This window comes from Streptomyces sp. NPDC012637 (assembly GCF_042954805.1).
GTDB lineage: Bacteria > Actinomycetota > Actinomycetes > Streptomycetales > Streptomycetaceae > Streptomyces.
Genome location: NZ_JBIBDS010000009.1, coordinates 471632 through 486462, shown reverse-complemented (window position 1 = coordinate 486462; position 14831 = coordinate 471632). Strand labels below are relative to the sequence as shown.

14 protein-coding genes and 1 rRNA gene are annotated in these 14831 nt (G+C 74.7%); 13 read left to right on the top strand and 2 right to left on the bottom strand.

Going from position 1 to position 14831, the window contains the following annotated elements; genetic code table 11:
- The 3 genes from rrf to ACFY8W_RS32980 all read left to right on the top strand — a co-directional run.
- Positions 1 to 93 (top strand): 5S ribosomal RNA (rrf, locus tag ACFY8W_RS32990); the annotation flags it as partial.
- A gap of 228 nt (positions 94 to 321) precedes the next feature.
- Entirely contained in the window at positions 322 to 1404 is a 1083-nt protein-coding gene (locus ACFY8W_RS32985; protein WP_391113340.1) for a hypothetical protein, read from the top strand.
- A complete protein-coding gene (locus tag ACFY8W_RS32980; protein WP_391113337.1) occupies positions 1404 to 2120 on the top strand; it encodes a hypothetical protein in 717 nt (238 codons plus the stop codon). The genes ACFY8W_RS32985 and ACFY8W_RS32980 overlap by 1 nt, the downstream gene beginning before the upstream one ends.
- An 80-nt stretch (positions 2121 to 2200) precedes the next feature.
- On the opposite strand, the gene ACFY8W_RS32975 is transcribed toward ACFY8W_RS32980, so the two are convergent.
- Positions 2201 to 3487, bottom strand: a complete 1287-nt coding sequence (locus ACFY8W_RS32975; RefSeq protein ID WP_391113334.1) for a DUF1015 family protein — start codon at positions 3485 to 3487, stop codon at positions 2201 to 2203.
- Positions 3488 to 3573: 86 nt separating this feature from the next.
- Here ACFY8W_RS32975 and ACFY8W_RS32970 point away from each other — a divergent pair, with 86 nt between their 5' ends.
- From ACFY8W_RS32970 to ACFY8W_RS32955, 4 genes are all read left to right on the top strand, one after another.
- Complete coding sequence (locus ACFY8W_RS32970) at positions 3574 to 4656, top strand: HAD hydrolase-like protein (protein WP_391113331.1); 1083 nt, start codon at positions 3574 to 3576, stop codon at positions 4654 to 4656.
- Between the two features lie 288 nt (positions 4657 to 4944).
- Complete coding sequence (locus tag ACFY8W_RS32965) at positions 4945 to 5904, top strand: iron chelate uptake ABC transporter family permease subunit (protein ID WP_391113328.1); 960 nt, start codon at positions 4945 to 4947, stop codon at positions 5902 to 5904.
- Entirely contained in the window at positions 5901 to 6932 is a 1032-nt protein-coding gene (locus ACFY8W_RS32960; protein ID WP_391113325.1) for an iron chelate uptake ABC transporter family permease subunit, read from the top strand. Before ACFY8W_RS32965 ends, ACFY8W_RS32960 begins: the two co-directional genes overlap by 4 nt.
- A 38-nt stretch (positions 6933 to 6970) precedes the next feature.
- Entirely contained in the window at positions 6971 to 7846 is an 876-nt protein-coding gene (locus ACFY8W_RS32955) for an ATP-binding cassette domain-containing protein (RefSeq protein ID WP_391113322.1), read from the top strand.
- Between the two features lie 313 nt (positions 7847 to 8159).
- Here the strand turns inward: ACFY8W_RS32955 and ACFY8W_RS32950 are convergent, their stop codons facing one another.
- Entirely contained in the window at positions 8160 to 8507 is a 348-nt protein-coding gene (locus ACFY8W_RS32950; protein ID WP_391113320.1) for an SCP2 sterol-binding domain-containing protein, read from the bottom strand.
- Positions 8508 to 8548: 41 nt separating this feature from the next.
- Between ACFY8W_RS32950 and ACFY8W_RS32945 the strand changes: the two genes are divergently transcribed.
- From ACFY8W_RS32945 to ACFY8W_RS32920, 6 genes are all read left to right on the top strand, one after another.
- Entirely contained in the window at positions 8549 to 8917 is a 369-nt protein-coding gene (locus ACFY8W_RS32945) for a hypothetical protein (protein WP_391113317.1), read from the top strand.
- Between the two features lie 7 nt (positions 8918 to 8924).
- Entirely contained in the window at positions 8925 to 9740 is an 816-nt protein-coding gene (locus ACFY8W_RS32940; RefSeq protein WP_391113314.1) for a TlyA family rRNA (cytidine-2'-O)-methyltransferase, read from the top strand.
- The gene (locus tag ACFY8W_RS32935; protein ID WP_391113311.1) at positions 9737 to 10675 is read left to right on the top strand and encodes an NAD kinase; all 939 of its coding nucleotides are present in this window, start codon (positions 9737 to 9739) and stop codon (positions 10673 to 10675) included. The genes ACFY8W_RS32940 and ACFY8W_RS32935 overlap by 4 nt, the downstream gene beginning before the upstream one ends.
- A gap of 336 nt (positions 10676 to 11011) precedes the next feature.
- Positions 11012 to 12754, top strand: coding sequence for a DNA repair protein RecN (gene recN / locus ACFY8W_RS32930; protein WP_391113308.1), 1743 nt, complete (start codon positions 11012 to 11014; stop codon positions 12752 to 12754).
- Entirely contained in the window at positions 12754 to 13572 is an 819-nt protein-coding gene (locus tag ACFY8W_RS32925) for a hypothetical protein (RefSeq protein WP_391113306.1), read from the top strand. The genes recN and ACFY8W_RS32925 overlap by 1 nt, the downstream gene beginning before the upstream one ends.
- A 138-nt stretch (positions 13573 to 13710) precedes the next feature.
- Entirely contained in the window at positions 13711 to 14817 is a 1107-nt protein-coding gene (locus tag ACFY8W_RS32920) for a glycosyltransferase (RefSeq protein ID WP_391113303.1), read from the top strand.
- The last annotated feature ends 14 nt before the right edge of the window (positions 14818 to 14831 follow it).

Sequence of the window (14831 nt, the reverse complement as noted above, 5' to 3'; positions counted from 1 at the left end):
ACGCCCGGTTACATTCCGAACCCGGAAGCTAAGCCTTTCAGCGCCGATGGTACTGCAGGGGGGACCCTGTGGGAGAGTAGGACACCGCCGAACAATCTTTCAGGACCCGTGGTCCCAGCGTTCACGCTGGGACCACGGGTCCTTTTTTGTTTTCCTCTGGATTTTTCTGAAAGCGCGGTGCGGTGCCGGCTGCGCGAGAATGACTGCAGTACCCGAAGACAGGAGTCACGTCGATGTCCACCAACTCTCCCGACGACCGTCCGGAGCGCGAGCCGCGTCGCCGGGACGGTGGCGAGCGGGGCGGCTTCCGTGGGCCGCGTCGTGACGACAACCGTGGTGGCGGCTACCGAGGCCGCGACGACCGTCCGCCCTTCCGTCGCGACGACAACCGCGATGACCGGCCTTCCTACCGTCGCGATGACCGTCGTGACGACAACCGCCGCGACGACAACCGTGGTGGCGACAACCGTGGCGGTGGCTACCGCGGTCGCGATGACCGTCCGCCCTTCCGTCGCGACGACAACCGCGATGACAGGCCTTCCTACCGTCGTGACGATCGTCGCGATGACCGTCGTGACGACAACCGTGGTGGCGAGAACCGTGGTGGCGGCTACCGCGGCCGCGACGACCGTCCCTCGTTCCGGCGGGATGACCGCCGTGACGAGCGGCCGTCCTTCCGCCGTGACGAGCGTCGCGACGACCGCCGTGACGACCGTCGCGACGAGCGGCCCTCCTTCCGCCGCGATGACCGGCCTTCCTACCGGAGCGACGACCGCCGCGATGACCGTGGTGGCGACAACCGGCGCGACGACAACCGTGGTGGCGGCTACCGCGGTCGCGACGACCGTCCCTCGTTCCGGCGGGATGACCGTCGTGACGAGCGGCCGTCCTTCCGCCGTGACGACCGTCGTGACGAGCGGCCCTCCTTCCGCCGCGACGACCGGCCTTCCTACCGGAGCGACGACCGCCGCGATGACCGTGGTGGCGACAACCGGCGCGACGACAACCGTGGTGGCGGCTACCGCGGCCGCGACGACCGTCCCTCGTTCCGGCGTGACGAGCGGCGTGACGACCGGCGCGATGACCGGCGTGACGAGCGGCCGTCCTTCCGTCGTGACGAGCGGCGCGACGACCGCCGTGACGACCGTCGTGACGAGCGGCCCCGTGGGCCGCGTCGTGAGGACGACCGGCGTGGTGGCGGCGGGTTCCGCGGGCGGGACGACCGTCGGGACGACCGTGGGCGTGGGCCGCGTCGGGACGACCGGGGCGGCTACGGGCGCCGCGACGACCGGGGCGACCGTGGTGGCGAGCGTCGCGGTGGCGACCGCGCGCCCATCAAGCGGCTGCCGATTCCGCCGGAGGTCACCGGTGAGGAGATCGACGCGGACGTGCGGCAGGAGCTGATGAGCCTGCCCAAGGGGCTGGCCGACGACGTCGCCCGCAACCTCGTCATGGTCGCCCAGCTGATCGACGAGGAGCCGGAGAAGGCGTACGAGTACTCGCGCATCGCCCTGCGGCTCGCGTCCCGTGTCGCCGCCGTCCGCGAGGCGGCCGGCTTCGCCGCGTACGCGACCCAGAAGTACTCCGAGGCGCTGGCCGAGTTCCGGGCCGCGCGGCGGATGACCGGCAGTGTCGAGCTGTGGCCCGTCATGGCGGACTGCGAGCGCGGTCTCGGCCGGCCCGAGCGTGCCCTCGCCATGGCCGGTGAGCCCGAGGTGCAGAAGCTGGACAAGGCCGGACAGGTCGAGATGCGGCTCGTGGCCGCCGGCGCCCGCCGGGACATGGGGCAGCTCGACGCCGCCATCGTGACCCTGCAGAGCCCCGAGCTGGCGTCGAACGCCAACCACCCGTGGACCGCGCGACTGCGTTACGCGTACGCGGACGCGCTGCTGGCCGCCGGGCGTGACGGCGAGGCGCGCGAGTGGTTCGCGAAGGCGCTGGAGGCCGACAAGGACGGCTCCACGGACGCCTCCGACCGGCTCGCCGAGCTGGACGGCGTCGAGTTCGTCGACGCGTTCGACGACACCGACGACGTCGAGGAGGCCGCTGACTCCGACGCGTCCGACCGGGAGAGCGACGAGGGCGACCAGGACGGCATCGCCGACGGCGACAAGAGCTGACGCCTGCGGTACGACATGAAGGGCGGCACCCCTGCCGGGGGTGCCGCCCTTCGTCGTTTCCGCCCACGGTGGGCCGGCGGTCAGTCGAGCGCCAGGCTCCTGAGCACCAGGCCGGTCGCCGGCTTCGGGCCGAAGGAGGTCGACTTGCGGGGCATGGTGACGCCCTGGCGGGCCAGGTCGCGGACGACCTCCTCCTTGACCGGGTGCATGAGGACCGCCGTACCGCCGCGGCGCTCGGCCTGGGCGACGGCCGCCTCGGTGTCGTGGATGTAGGCAATGTCCTCGGGGGCGTCCGGGATGCGCCAGACGTGGTCGAGGAGCGTGGAGTGCAGGACGGTCGCGTCCAGGGTGCGCCAGGCCTCGGGACGGTCCGTGCGGACGGTACGGGCGAGCAGCGCCGGGTCGGGGCGGTCGAGCAGGTGGAAGGTGCCGTCTCCGGCGAGGAGGAAGGCGTTGCCTTCGGCGGTGGCGGCGGCCAGGGCCTCCTGGGCGGCGGACAGCGGGCCGTCGACGCGGGTGACGCGGAAGGCGTCGCCGATGGCGGCGAGCGCGTCGGCGACGGGGAGCCGGTTGAGGAGGCGGTGGATGGCGCGGACCCGCAGCGGGTAGCGGGCGGTGTCGATCAGCAGCACCAGGCCGTGGTTCCAGGGGCCGGGGGCGGTGTGCTCCTCGCGGAGCCGGAGGTAGGTGGCCCAGCGGTGGTGGCCGTCGGCGATGAGGGCCTGGTGACGGCCGAGTTCGGTGGCGACGGCGGTGAGGTCGGCCGGGTTGGTGACGGACCAGAGGCGGTGGTGGAAGCCGTCCTCGGTGGTCGTGGACAGCAGTGGTTCGCGTTCGACGGCCCGGTCGATGACGGCGCCCGCGCCGTCGCCGTCGCCGCGGTAGGTGAGGAGCAGCGGCTCCAGGTTGGCGGCGGTGGTGCGCATGAGGTCGGCGCGGTCCTCCACGACGTGCGGCATGACGTCCTCGTGGGGGAGGACGATGCCCTCGGCCGGGGTGGAGAGCTCGAGCGCGCCGATGAGGCCGCGCTGGAGGATGCCGTCGCCGCGCTGCTCGTACACGTAGAGGGCGGGCTCGGGGTCCGGGGCGAGGATGCCGTCGGCGAGCCAGCGGTCGAGGGTGACGGCGGCCTTGCGGTGGCGGGTGCCGGCGGTGATGGCCTGCGGGAGGATCAGCCGGACGATGTTGTGGGGGTCGGCGGACTCGAGGTGGTGCAGTCCGTCGGGCCGGACGACGACGTCGTACGGCGGCGAGGTCACGGCGGCCAGGCTGCCCACCCGTTCGGGTACGTACCTGATGCCCCGGAACGGGGTCAGGCGGAGACCGGGGGCGCGGACGTCGTCGGCCGCGTGACCTGAGGTGTTCATCTCGTCATCCTATGTGGCGGGTGGTCATGAGCGATGATCAGGGGAGCGGGGCATTTTCACCTGCCGAAACGTGAGGAGTACATGGAATGACGGGATTCGGCCAGGGACGGCAGGGCAGAAACCGGCCGGACGGGAGTGCGCGCCCGCTGAATGAGGCGTACGACACGGCGCTGCTCGACCTGGACGGCGTCGTGTACTACGCGGGCGGCCACGCGATCCCGTACGCGGTCGAGGCGCTGGGCGCGGCCAGGGCCGGGGGCATGCACCTGGCGTACGTCACCAACAACGCGCTGCGGACGCCGGACACGGTGGCCGCGCACCTGACCGAGCTCGGCGTGCCGGCGGAGCCGGGGGACGTGATCACCTCGGCGCAGGCGGTGGCCCGGCTGATCGCGGACGAGGTGCCGCCGGGGTCGCGGATCCTGCTGGTCGGCGGCGAGGGGCTGCGGGTGGCGCTGCGCGAGCGGGGCCTGGTGCCGGTGGAGTCGGCGGACGACGACCCGGTTGCGGTGGTGCAGGGGTACGGGGGGCCCGATCTGCCGTGGGGCCGGTTCGCTGAGGCGAGCTACGCGGTGGGGCGGGGGCTGCCCTGGTACGCGTCGAACACGGACCTGACGATTCCGAGCGTTCGGGGCATCGGGCCGGGCAACGGGGCGGCGGTGGAGGTCGTGCGGATCGCGACCGGTGCCGAGCCGAAGGTCGCGGGCAAGCCGTTGCCGCCGATGCACCGGGAGACGGTGCTGCGGACGGGGGCCCGCAGGCCGCTGGTGGTCGGCGACCGGCTGGACACGGACATCGAGGGTGCGTTCAACGGTGGCGTGGACTCGCTGCTCGTGCTGACCGGGGTGACCGACGTGGCGCGGCTGCTCGCGGCGGTGCCGGAGCACCGGCCGACGTACGTGGCGCGCGACCTGCGCGGTCTGCTGGTCGCCCAGCCGGAGGTGGCCGAGGGCGCGGACGGGGCGTTCCGGTGCGGGGGCTGGACGGCTTCGGTGAGCGGGGGTGCCTTGCTGCTCGACGGCGAGGCGGGCGCGGCGGACGGAGCCGGGGACACGCCGGATCCGCTGGACGGCGTGCGGGCGCTGTGCGCGGCGGCCTGGACGGAGGCGGGGGCCGGTGCGTCCGGTCTGGACGCGGGGAAGGCGCTGGAGCGGCTGGGGCTGGCGTAGGGGACGCGGCCGGGACTGGCGTGGGGGACGCGTCGGCCTCGCGCCATTCCCCGAATTCACCCGCGTCGATCGCGGCGTGGATGCGCCGGATGTCGGGTCCCGCCCAAACCCGGCCCGCGGGTCGCGGCTGGGATCGGTCCCCGTCCGTACAGGGGATCGATCACCGATGGGAGGGTAGGCTAACCTAACCTCGTGTTGGTCGAGAGTCCCTCCCGTGCGAGCGCGGAGCCGACCGGCCCTGTCCAGAATCCGAGGCGCCGGAACTCCCTGCGTGCCGTCGGACTGGTCGTGGCCGTCGGGATCCTGCTGCTGATCTGCGTCCTGAGCATCATGATCGGTGCCAAGCCGGTGCCGCTCGGCGACGTCTGGCACGGGCTCTTCCACAACAGCGGCATCCGCAACGACGTCGTCATCCACGACGTCCGCGTCCCCCGCACCATCCTCGGCCTGCTCGTCGGTCTCGCCCTCGGCCTCTCCGGCGCCGTCATGCAGGGACTCACGCGCAACCCGCTCGCCGAGCCCGGTCTGCTCGGCGTCAACGCGGGCGCCGCCGCGGCGGTCGTCTCCGCGATCGCCTTCCTCGGGGTCACCGACGCCGCCTCCTACGTGTGGTTCGCCTTCGTCGGCGCGGCCGTCGTCTCCGTCGTCGTGTACGTCCTGGGCGGCAGTCGCAGCGCCACCCCGGTGCGGCTCGCCCTCGCCGGCACCGCGGCCACCGCCGCCCTGTACGGCTACGTCAACGCCGTACAGCTGCTCGACTCCGCCGCCCTGGACCGGCTGCGCTTCTGGACCGTCGGCTCGCTCGCGGACGCGAACATGGACACCGTCCGCCGGGTCGCGCCCTTCATCCTCGTCGGCACCGTCCTCGCGCTGCTGATCGCCCGGCCCCTCAACGCCATGGAGATGGGCGACGACACGGCACGGGCACTCGGCGCGAACCTCAACCGCACCCGGATCACCGCCATGCTGTCGGTGACCCTGATGTGCGGGGCCGCGACCGCCGCCTGCGGGCCGATCGTCTTCGTCGGCCTGATGGTCCCGTACATCGTGCGGTCGATCACCGGCCCCGACATGCGCTGGATCCTGCCGTACGCGGCGGTCCTCTCGCCCGTCCTCCTCCTCGGCTCCGACGTCATCGGCCGGGTCGTGGCCCGCCCCTCCGAACTCCAGGTCGGCATCGTCACGGCCCTCGTCGGCGGGCCCGTCTTCATCCGTCTCGTCCGCCGCAAGAGGATGGCCAAGCTGTGAGCACCAAGACCCTGCGGGCGGGCGGCCTCTCCGTGCGCTACGAGCCGCGCGCCCTGTTCTCCGTCGTCGGCCTCGTCGTGCTCGCGCTCGCCGCCGCGGTCGTCCTCATCGGCAGCGGCGACTTCCCGATCGCGCCCGGCGACGTCGTCGCCACCCTCCTCGGCGACGGCACGCCCGTGCAGGAGTTCGCCGTCATGGACCTGCGGCTGCCCCGCGTCCTCGTCGCCGTGTTCGTCGGTGCCGCGCTCGGCATCGGCGGCGCCGTCTTCCAGTCGATCTCTCGCAACCCGCTCGGCAGCCCCGACGTGATCGGCTTCGGGCAGGGCTCCACCGTCGGCGCGCTCGTCGTCATCGTCCTGTTCCAGGGCAGCGCCACGGCCGCCGCCGCGGGCGCGGTCGTCGGCGGGCTCGTCACCGGCGCCGTGATCTACCTGCTCGCCTGGAAGCGCGGAGTGCACGGCTACCGGCTCGTGCTCGTCGGCATCGGTGCCGCCGCCATGCTCACCGCCGTCATCCACTACCTCATCACCAAGGCGCAGCTCGTCGACGCGACCCGCGCGGTGGTGTGGATGACCGGCTCGCTGGACGGCCGCGACTGGGCGCAGTTCTGGCCGCTGTTCGCCGTCAGCTGCGTGCTGCTGCCGCTGGTCCTCGGACACGGGCGGGCGCTGCGGATGCTGGAGATGGGCGACGACGCCGCGTACGCCCTCGGCGTCAAGGTCGAGCAGACCCGGATCGTCCTCATGGCCGCCGCCGTGCTGCTCGTGGCCGTCGCCACCGCCGCCGCGGGCCCCATCGTCTTCGTCTCGCTGAGCGCGCCCCAGCTGGCCCGCCGGCTCACCCGCTCGCCCGGCCCGAACCTGGCCGCCTCCGCGCTCATGGGCACGGCCCTGCTGCTCGTGGCCGACTGGGCCGCCACCAACGCCTTCGGCGAGCGCCAGCTGCCGGTCGGCGTCGTCACCGGCGTCCTCGGCGGCTGCTACCTGCTGTGGCTGCTCGTCAGCGAGCGGAAGGCGGGCCGCATATGACCACCGCGCACACGAACGACAGGATCAGGAGCCAGGGTATGAACGGGCAGCAGCAGACGCGGCAGCAGACGCAGCGGCTCAGTGCCGAGTCGGTCACGCTCGCCTACGACCAGCGGGTCATCGCCCGCGACCTGAGCGTCGCCATCCCCGACAACTCCTTCACGGTCATCGTCGGCCCCAACGCCTGCGGCAAGTCGACGCTGCTGCGCGCCCTGTCCCGGATGCTCAAGCCCACCGAGGGCCGGGTGCTGCTCGACGGGCAGGCGATCCACTCGATGCCCGCTAAGAAGGTCGCCCGCACCCTGGGGCTGCTGCCGCAGTCCTCCGTCGCGCCCGACGGCATCACCGTCGCCGACCTCGTCGCCCGCGGCCGCTACCCGCACCAGGGCCTGCTGCGCCAGTGGTCCCCCGAGGACGAGCGGGTCGTGCAGGAGGCGATGGCCTCGACCGGCGTCGCCGAGCTGGCCGAGCGGTACGTCGACGAGCTGTCCGGCGGACAGCGCCAGCGGGTCTGGATCGCGATGGCGCTCGCCCAGCAGACCCCGCTGCTGCTCCTCGACGAGCCGACCACCTTCCTCGACATCCAGCACCAGATCGACATCCTCGACCTGTGCGCCGAACTGCACGAGACGCAGGGCCGGACGCTGGTCGCGGTGCTCCACGACCTCAACCACGCGGCCCGGTACGCCACCCACCTCATCGCCTGCCGCGGCGGCGAGGTCGTCGCCGAGGGCCCGCCGAGCGAGGTCGTCACCGCCGAGCTGGTCGAGCGGGTCTTCGGACTGCGCTGCCAGGTCATCGAGGACCCGGAGACGGGCACTCCGCTGGTCGTCCCGGCAGGCCGCAAGGCCCGCGCGAAGGGCCCGGCAGAGGCAGCGGGAGCCGCGGAGCCGGCGCCCGCGTCGGCGAAGTGACGTAGGCGGGGGAGCGCGGGGGCGTACGCCCGGGGCGTGGGCCCGCGGTCTGTGCCGGGCCTTGGCCTCGCGGTCCCTGCGGGGCTTTGCCGCACGCTTGCGACCGTGCCGGGCTTGCCCCCGCTGCCTGTGCCGGGCCCTGGCCTCGCGACCCGCCCCGGGTCCTGGGCCGGCGCCCGCGGCCCGTCCCGGGCCCTGGCCCCGCGACCTGTCCCGGGCAACCGGCCCCGGGCCCGGGCTCGCGCCCGGCCCGCGGTCCGTCCCGGGCTCCGGGTCTCCGGCTCGTTCGGGGCTCCGCGACCTGTCCGAGCGCCTACAGCAGCGTTCGCAGGCGCAGCAGGTCGCGGAAGCCGGCCTCCAGGCCGACGCGGCCGGAGGCCCAGGCCTTGGCGAAGTTCAGTTCGCCGTCGACCATCGACACCAGGTCGTCGCCCGTCATGCGGAGCCGGATCTGGGCCTTCTGCGCGGGCGGGCCCGCGAGCGTGGAATCGACCTCGATGCGGCCGTCGGCCAGGCGGCCCGTGAACGTGGTGTCCAGGTCCGTGATGTGGCAGCTCAGGGTGCGGTCGAGCGCGGCAGCGCCGCGCACCTCGCCGTTCGCCCCGGCCAGGTTCTCGGAGAGTCTGTCGAGTGCCGCACGGCACTCCGTGATCGTTGCCATCGCGTCGACCGTACCCCAGGGTCACGCGGTAGCGTCGGGGCATGAGCGACGCGTATCGGGCAGGCCACGACCCGGCCGCCCCCGACGAGGAGGACCTGTACCACCCGCCGGGCGGCGACCCCCTGGCGAGCGGACACGGCGCCGGGACCCCGCAGCGGTCCGCGGCCCCCGACCCGGACGGGGGCCCGGGCGCGGACCTCGACGAGCCCGGGCCCGCCCCGCTCGGTGTCGTCCGCACGCCCACCGGCCGGACCGCCGTCGACGTGCTCCTGGACCGGCTCGGCGACGCCGACCACCTCACGGCGGACGGACACCTCGACGTGTACGAGGATGTACACCGAGGGCTGCGCGCCGAGCTGACCTCGCTCGACGCCCCGCCCGGACCCCGTCCGTACGACAACAGGAGCTGAACCGAACGTGGCAGGACCGGCACGCCGCCGTCTGGACGCCGAGCTGGTACGGCGCAAGCTCGCGCGCTCGCGCGAGCACGCCAGCCAGCTGATCGCCGCGGGCCGGGTGACCGTCGGCAAGACCGTCGCCACCAAGCCCGCCACCCAGGTCGAGACCGCCGCGGCCATCGTCGTCGCCCAGGACGACGCCGACCCCGACTACGTCTCGCGCGGCGGCCACAAGCTGGCCGGCGCCTTCGCGGCGTTCGTGCCGCGGGGGCTGCGCGTCGAGGGCCGGCGCGCGCTCGACGCGGGCGCGTCCACCGGCGGCTTCACCGACGTCCTGCTGCGCGCCGGAGCCGCCCACGTGGTCGCCGTCGACGTCGGCTACGGGCAGCTCGCCTGGTCGCTGCAGAGCGACGAGCGGGTCACCGTCAAGGACCGTACGAACGTGCGGGAGATGACCCTCGAGTCCATCGACGGCATCCCCGTCGACCTCGTCGTCGGCGACCTCTCCTTCATCCCGCTCGGTCTCGTGCTGCCCGCCCTCGTGGCCTGCACCGCGCCCGACGCGGACCTGGTGCTCATGGTCAAGCCGCAGTTCGAGGTCGGCAAGGAGCGGCTCGGCTCCGGCGGAGTGGTGCGGAGCGCCGAACTCCGCGCCGACGCCGTGAAGAACGTGGCACGGCGGGCGGGCGAGCTGGGGCTCGGTGTCGTCGGCGTCACCGCGAGCCCGCTGCCCGGCCCCTCCGGCAACGTCGAGTACTTTCTGTGGCTGCGGGCCGGGGCGCCCGCTCTCGATCCCGCGGAAGTCGACCGCGCCGTGGCGGAAGGACCTCGTTGAGCACAGCTTCGAGCACGTCTCACGCAAGCAGCCGCACCACAGCCAGCCGCACTGTCTTCCTGCTCGCGCACACCGGCCGGCCGGCCGCCGTGCGCAGCGCCGAACTCGTCGTCCTCGGGCTGCTGCGCAGCGGCATCGGGGTGCGCGTCCTGGAGGCGGAGGCGGCCGACCTGCCGCTGCCGCCGTCCGTCGAGAAGGTGCCGGAGGCCTGCTCCGACGCGCTCGACGGCTGCGAACTCCTCGTCGTCCTCGGCGGCGACGGCACCCTGCTGCGCGGCTCCGAGTTCTCCCGCGCCTCCGGCGTGCCGATGCTCGGCGTCAACCTGGGCCGGGTCGGCTTCCTCGCCGAGGCCGAGCGGGACGACCTCGACAAGGTCGTCGACCGGGTCGTGACCCGGGCGTACGAGGTCGAGGAGCGGATGACCCTCGACGTCACCGTCTACCAGAACGGCGACGTGCTGCACCGGGACTGGGCGCTCAACGAGGCCGCCGTGCAGAAGGTGTCCCCGGAGCGGATGCTGGAGGTCGTCCTCGCGATCGACGGCCGGCCGGTGACCGGCTTCGGCTGCGACGGGGTGATCTGCGCGACTCCGACCGGGTCGACGGCGTACGCCTTCTCCGCCGGTGGCCCGGTGATCTGGCCCGAGGTGGAGGCGCTGCTCATGGTGCCCATCGGGGCGCACGCGCTGTTCGCCAAGCCGCTCGTCACCACGCCCGAGTCGGTGCTCGCGGTCGAGGTCGAGCCGCACACGCCGGACGGCGTGCTGTGGTGCGACGGCCGCCGCACGGTGGAGCTGCCCGCCGGTGCCCGGGTCGAGGTGCGCCGCGGCGCCGTCCCGGTCCGCCTCGCCCGGCTGCACCACGCCTCCTTCACCGACCGCCTGGTGGCGAAGTTCGCCCTGCCGGTGTCGGGGTGGCGCGGGGCACCGCACTAGCGCCCGTCCGGCCGCTCCGGCGGCCGGCTTCCGGGGGATCAGGGCCGGGTCCGCGCGGCGTCCGGCCGCCACCTCGCCGCGTCGCGGATGCGCCCGGACAGCCCCTGTCGCGACGCTCCGGCGCCTTGCGGTGCACCGCACCGGACGCCGCGGCCGGTCCGTCCCTGATCCGGCGGACAGGCCCTGGGCCCGTCCGGCCGCTCCGGCGGCCGGCTTCCGGCGGGGAGCCGCACGGGTCAACGAGGCGGTGCCGGGAAAGGCACGCGCCACGTGGCCGGCCGGCGAATTCGCCCCTGGAGGGGGGGGCGACGTGGCACCGGGCGGCGAAAACCTCGTATGGTCTGGGGCGTGCTGGAGGAGATGCGGATACGGTCGCTGGGTGTCATCGACGACGCCGTCGTCGAGCTGTCGCCCGGTTTCACCGCGGTGACCGGCGAGACCGGTGCGGGCAAGACCATGGTCGTCACCAGCCTCGGGCTGCTGCTCGGCGGGCGGGCCGACCCGGCCCTGGTGCGGATCGGGGCGGGCTCCGCCGTGGTCGAGGGGCGCATCACGCTGCCCCCGGGCTCGTCGGTCGCCGCGCGCGCCGAAGAGGCGGGCGCCGAACTCGACGAGGGCGCGCTGCTCGTCAGCCGTACCGTCTCCGCGGAGGGCCGCTCCCGCGCCCACCTCGGCGGGCGATCGGTGCCGGTCGGGCTGCTCGCCGAACTCGCCGACGAGCTCGTCGCCGTGCACGGCCAGACGGACCAGCAGGGCCTGCTGAAGCCGGCCCGGCAGCGCGGTGCGCTCGACCGGTACGCGGGTGACGCCGTCGCCGTGCCGCTCGCCGCCTACGGCGAGGCGTACAAGCGGCTGCGGGCCGTCGCCGTCGAGCTCGAGGAGATCACCACCCGGGCCCGGGAGCGGGCCCAGGAGGCGGATCTGCTGCGCTTCGGGCTCGGTGAGATCGAGGCCGTCGAGCCGCGCGCGGGCGAGGACGTCGAGCTGGCCGCGGAGGCGGAGCGGCTCGGGCACGCCGAGTCCCTGGCTTCCGCCGCCGCCCTCGCGCACGGCGCGCTCGCCGGGCAGCCCGAGGACCCCGAAGCCGTGGACGCGACGACGCTCGTCGCGGGCGCCGGCCGGGCCCTGGAGGCCGTACGGGCGCACGACCCGGCGCTCGCCGCGCTCGCCGACCGGATGGGCGAGATCTCCATCCTGCTCGCCGACGTGGCCGGTGAGCTGGCCGGTTACGCCGACAACCTGGACGCCGACCCGCTGCGGCTCGCCGCCGTCGAGGAGCGGCGCGCCGCGCTCACCCAGCTCACCCGCAAGTACGGCGAGGACATCACCGCCGTCCTGGCGTGGGCGGAGCAGAGCGCGGCCCGGCTCACCGAGCTGGACGGCGACGACGAGCGCATCGACGAGCTGACCGCCGAGCGGGACCGGCTGAGCGAGGAGCTCTCGGCGCTGGCGCAGCGGCTCACCGACGCCCGTACCGAGGCGGCGGCCCGGTTCGCCGAGGCCGTCACCGCCGAGCTGGCCTCGCTGGCCATGCCGCACGCGCGGGTGTCCTTCGCGATCCGGCAGACCGAGGACCCGGACGGCGTCGAGGTCGGCGGCCGCCGGGTCGCCTACGGCCCGGCCGGTGTCGACGAGGTCGAACTGCTCCTCGCGCCGCACCCCGGCGCCCCGCCGCGGCCGATCGCCAAGGGCGCGTCCGGTGGTGAGCTGTCCCGGGTGATGCTCGCGGTCGAGGTCGTCTTCGCCGGTACGGACCCGGTGCCGACGTACCTCTTCGACGAGGTCGACGCGGGCGTCGGCGGCAAGGCGGCGGTCGAGATCGGGCGGCGGCTCGCCAAGCTCGCCAGGACCGCACAGGTCGTCGTGGTCACCCACCTGCCGCAGGTGGCGGCCTTCGCCGACCGGCAGCTGCTCGTGGAGAAGACCAACGACGGTTCGGTCACCCGCTCGGGCGTCACCGTCCTGGAGGGCGAGGACCGGGTGCGCGAGCTGTCCCGGATGCTCGCGGGCCAGGAGGACTCCGAGACCGCGCGGGCGCACGCCGAGGAACTGCTGGCGACGGCGCGGGCGGACGCCTGATGCCGGGGCCGTGGACGGGGGTGGCCGGAGCGGTCGCGGGCCCGCCCGCGGTGCGCCCGGCCGGGCTGCTCTCCGCGGTCGCCGGCCGGGCGATCCGCTTCGCCGTCGCCTTCGGTGCGACGCGGGTCGCGCACGGGCAGCTGCGGCGGCGCCCGCCGGGCAACCCGGCGAGCTGGGAGCGGACCAACCACGCCGGCCGGACCGTGCACGTCCAGGCCGGAGCCGCGGTCGCCTTCGGCACCGCGCTCGCGGCCCTGCCCGGGGCGCCGGCCGTGCTCGCCACCGTCGCCGGGGCGGTCTGCGGCCGCCACGACGACCTGCGGGGCGACGAACGCCGGGGCTTCCGGGCCCATCTGACGGCGCTGCGGGACGGCGAGGTCACCAGCGGGGCCGTCAAGCTCCTCGGGATCGGCGCCGCCGGGCTCGCGGCCGGGGCGCTGCTCAAGCGACGCCCCCTGGACAAGGTCCTCGCGGGTGTCGTCGTCGCGGGGACGGCCCATCTCGTCAACCTGGTGGACGTACGGCCCGGGCGGGCCGGACTGCTCGTGCTCGGGCTCGGCGCGCCGGGGCTGCTGCGCGGGTCGCTCGCCGCCGTACCCATGGGGGCGGCCGCCGCGGTGCTCGCCGACGACCTGGCCGAACGCACCATGCTCGGCGACATGGGCGCCCACGCGCTGGGAGCCGCGCTCGGCACCGCCGTCGCCGCCGTCAACGGGCGGTTCGGACTCGCGGTCCACGCGACCGGTCTGGTCGCCGCCGCGGCGTACGGCGAGCGAAGAGAGGCAAGGGTCCCCCGGCCGGAGGCTGGGGGAGAGTGAGCGGGCTCGCGCGCGCCTCCGCGCCCGCCCCTGCGCTCACCCGTGTGGGTGAACCCGGCCGGTAAGTTGCGGCGGGCGACACGGCAACGCGGGGACTTCGGTGCCGGAACGTGCGTACGGACTGGCATTCTTGGGCGCGTGACACAGCTCCGTACGGTCCAAGTGCTGGGCGGCGGCAGCGCGGGCAGCAGCGCGCACGTCAGATCGCTTGCCTCGGGGCTCGTGGCAAGGGGCGTGCGGGTGACCGTGTGCGCCCCGCCCGAACTCGACCACGTCTACGACTTCACGGGCACCGGCGCGCACTTCGTGCCCGCGGTGCGCCGGGGCGGCCCGGCGGCGGTCGCCGTGCTGCGCAACGCGTTCATCGGCGCCGACGTCGTGCACGCGCACGGCCTCGACGCCTCGGTGCGGGCCTCGCTCGCGCTGTCCGGCGCCCCGGCGCCACGCACCCCGCTCGTCACGACCTGGCACACGCGCAGCCACGTGGAAGGCGCGCGGGCCCGGCTCGTACGGCTCCTGGAGCGCCGGACCGTACGGGCGGCGTCCGTCGTCCTCGGCACCTCGTCCGAACTCGTCGACCGGGCGCGGCGGCGCGGTGCCCGCGACGCCCGGCTCGCGCCGGTCACCGTGCCCGCCTCGCGGGCGCCGGTCTGCCTCCACGACGGCAAGGCACGGGCCGAACTCGGCGCCGTCGACCGCCCGTTGCTGATGGCCGTCGGCGCGCTGGAACCGGGGCGGGGCTACGGGATGCTGCTCGATGCGGCGCGGGCGTGGCGGGACCTCGACCCGGCGCCGCTGCTGGTCATCGCGGGCGAGGGCCCCGAACGGCCCGCGCTGCAGCGGCGGATCGAGGCGGAGGACCTCGCGGTGCGGCTGATCGGGCGCCGGGACGACGTGGCGGAGCTGCTCGCGGCGGCGGACGTCGCGGTGCTGCCCTCGCGCTGGGAGGCCCGCTCCCTGCTCGCGCAGGAGGCACTGCGGCTCGGCGTGCCGCTCGTCGCCACGGCGGTGGGCGGAGTGCCCGAACTCGTCGGCGACGCGGCGGAACTGGTCCCGTACGGCGACGCGGACGCCCTCGCGGGCGCGGTACGCGGCCTGCTGGACGACGTGGACCGCCGCCTCGACCTGGCGGCGGCCGGGCGGGTGCAGGCGGGTACGTGGCCGACGGAGGACGAGACGATCGCACACGTCCTGAGCGTCTACGACGAGCTGTCGGACCGCGTGGGCGCGGCGCGGAAGCACTGACCGCGGGGGCTCGG

What these genes read in the sequence shown, in the direction of transcription:
- ACFY8W_RS32955 (WP_391113322.1), top strand. Translation starts at nt 6,971, where the DNA reads ATGAACGGGCAGCAGCAGACGCGGCAGCAGACGCAGCGGCTCAGTGCC.
- ACFY8W_RS32945 (WP_391113317.1), top strand. Translation starts at nt 8,549, where the DNA reads ATGAGCGACGCGTATCGGGCAGGCCACGACCCGGCCGCCCCCGACGAG.
- ACFY8W_RS32950 (WP_391113320.1), bottom strand. Translation starts at nt 8,507, where the DNA reads ATGGCAACGATCACGGAGTGCCGTGCGGCACTCGACAGACTCTCCGAG.
- ACFY8W_RS32975 (WP_391113334.1), bottom strand. Translation starts at nt 3,487, where the DNA reads ATGAACACCTCAGGTCACGCGGCCGACGACGTCCGCGCCCCCGGTCTC.
- ACFY8W_RS32970 (WP_391113331.1), top strand. Translation starts at nt 3,574, where the DNA reads ATGACGGGATTCGGCCAGGGACGGCAGGGCAGAAACCGGCCGGACGGG.
- recN (WP_391113308.1), top strand. Translation starts at nt 11,012, where the DNA reads ATGGTCTGGGGCGTGCTGGAGGAGATGCGGATACGGTCGCTGGGTGTC.
- ACFY8W_RS32925 (WP_391113306.1), top strand. Translation starts at nt 12,754, where the DNA reads ATGCCGGGGCCGTGGACGGGGGTGGCCGGAGCGGTCGCGGGCCCGCCC.
- ACFY8W_RS32980 (WP_391113337.1), top strand. Translation starts at nt 1,404, where the DNA reads ATGAGCCTGCCCAAGGGGCTGGCCGACGACGTCGCCCGCAACCTCGTC.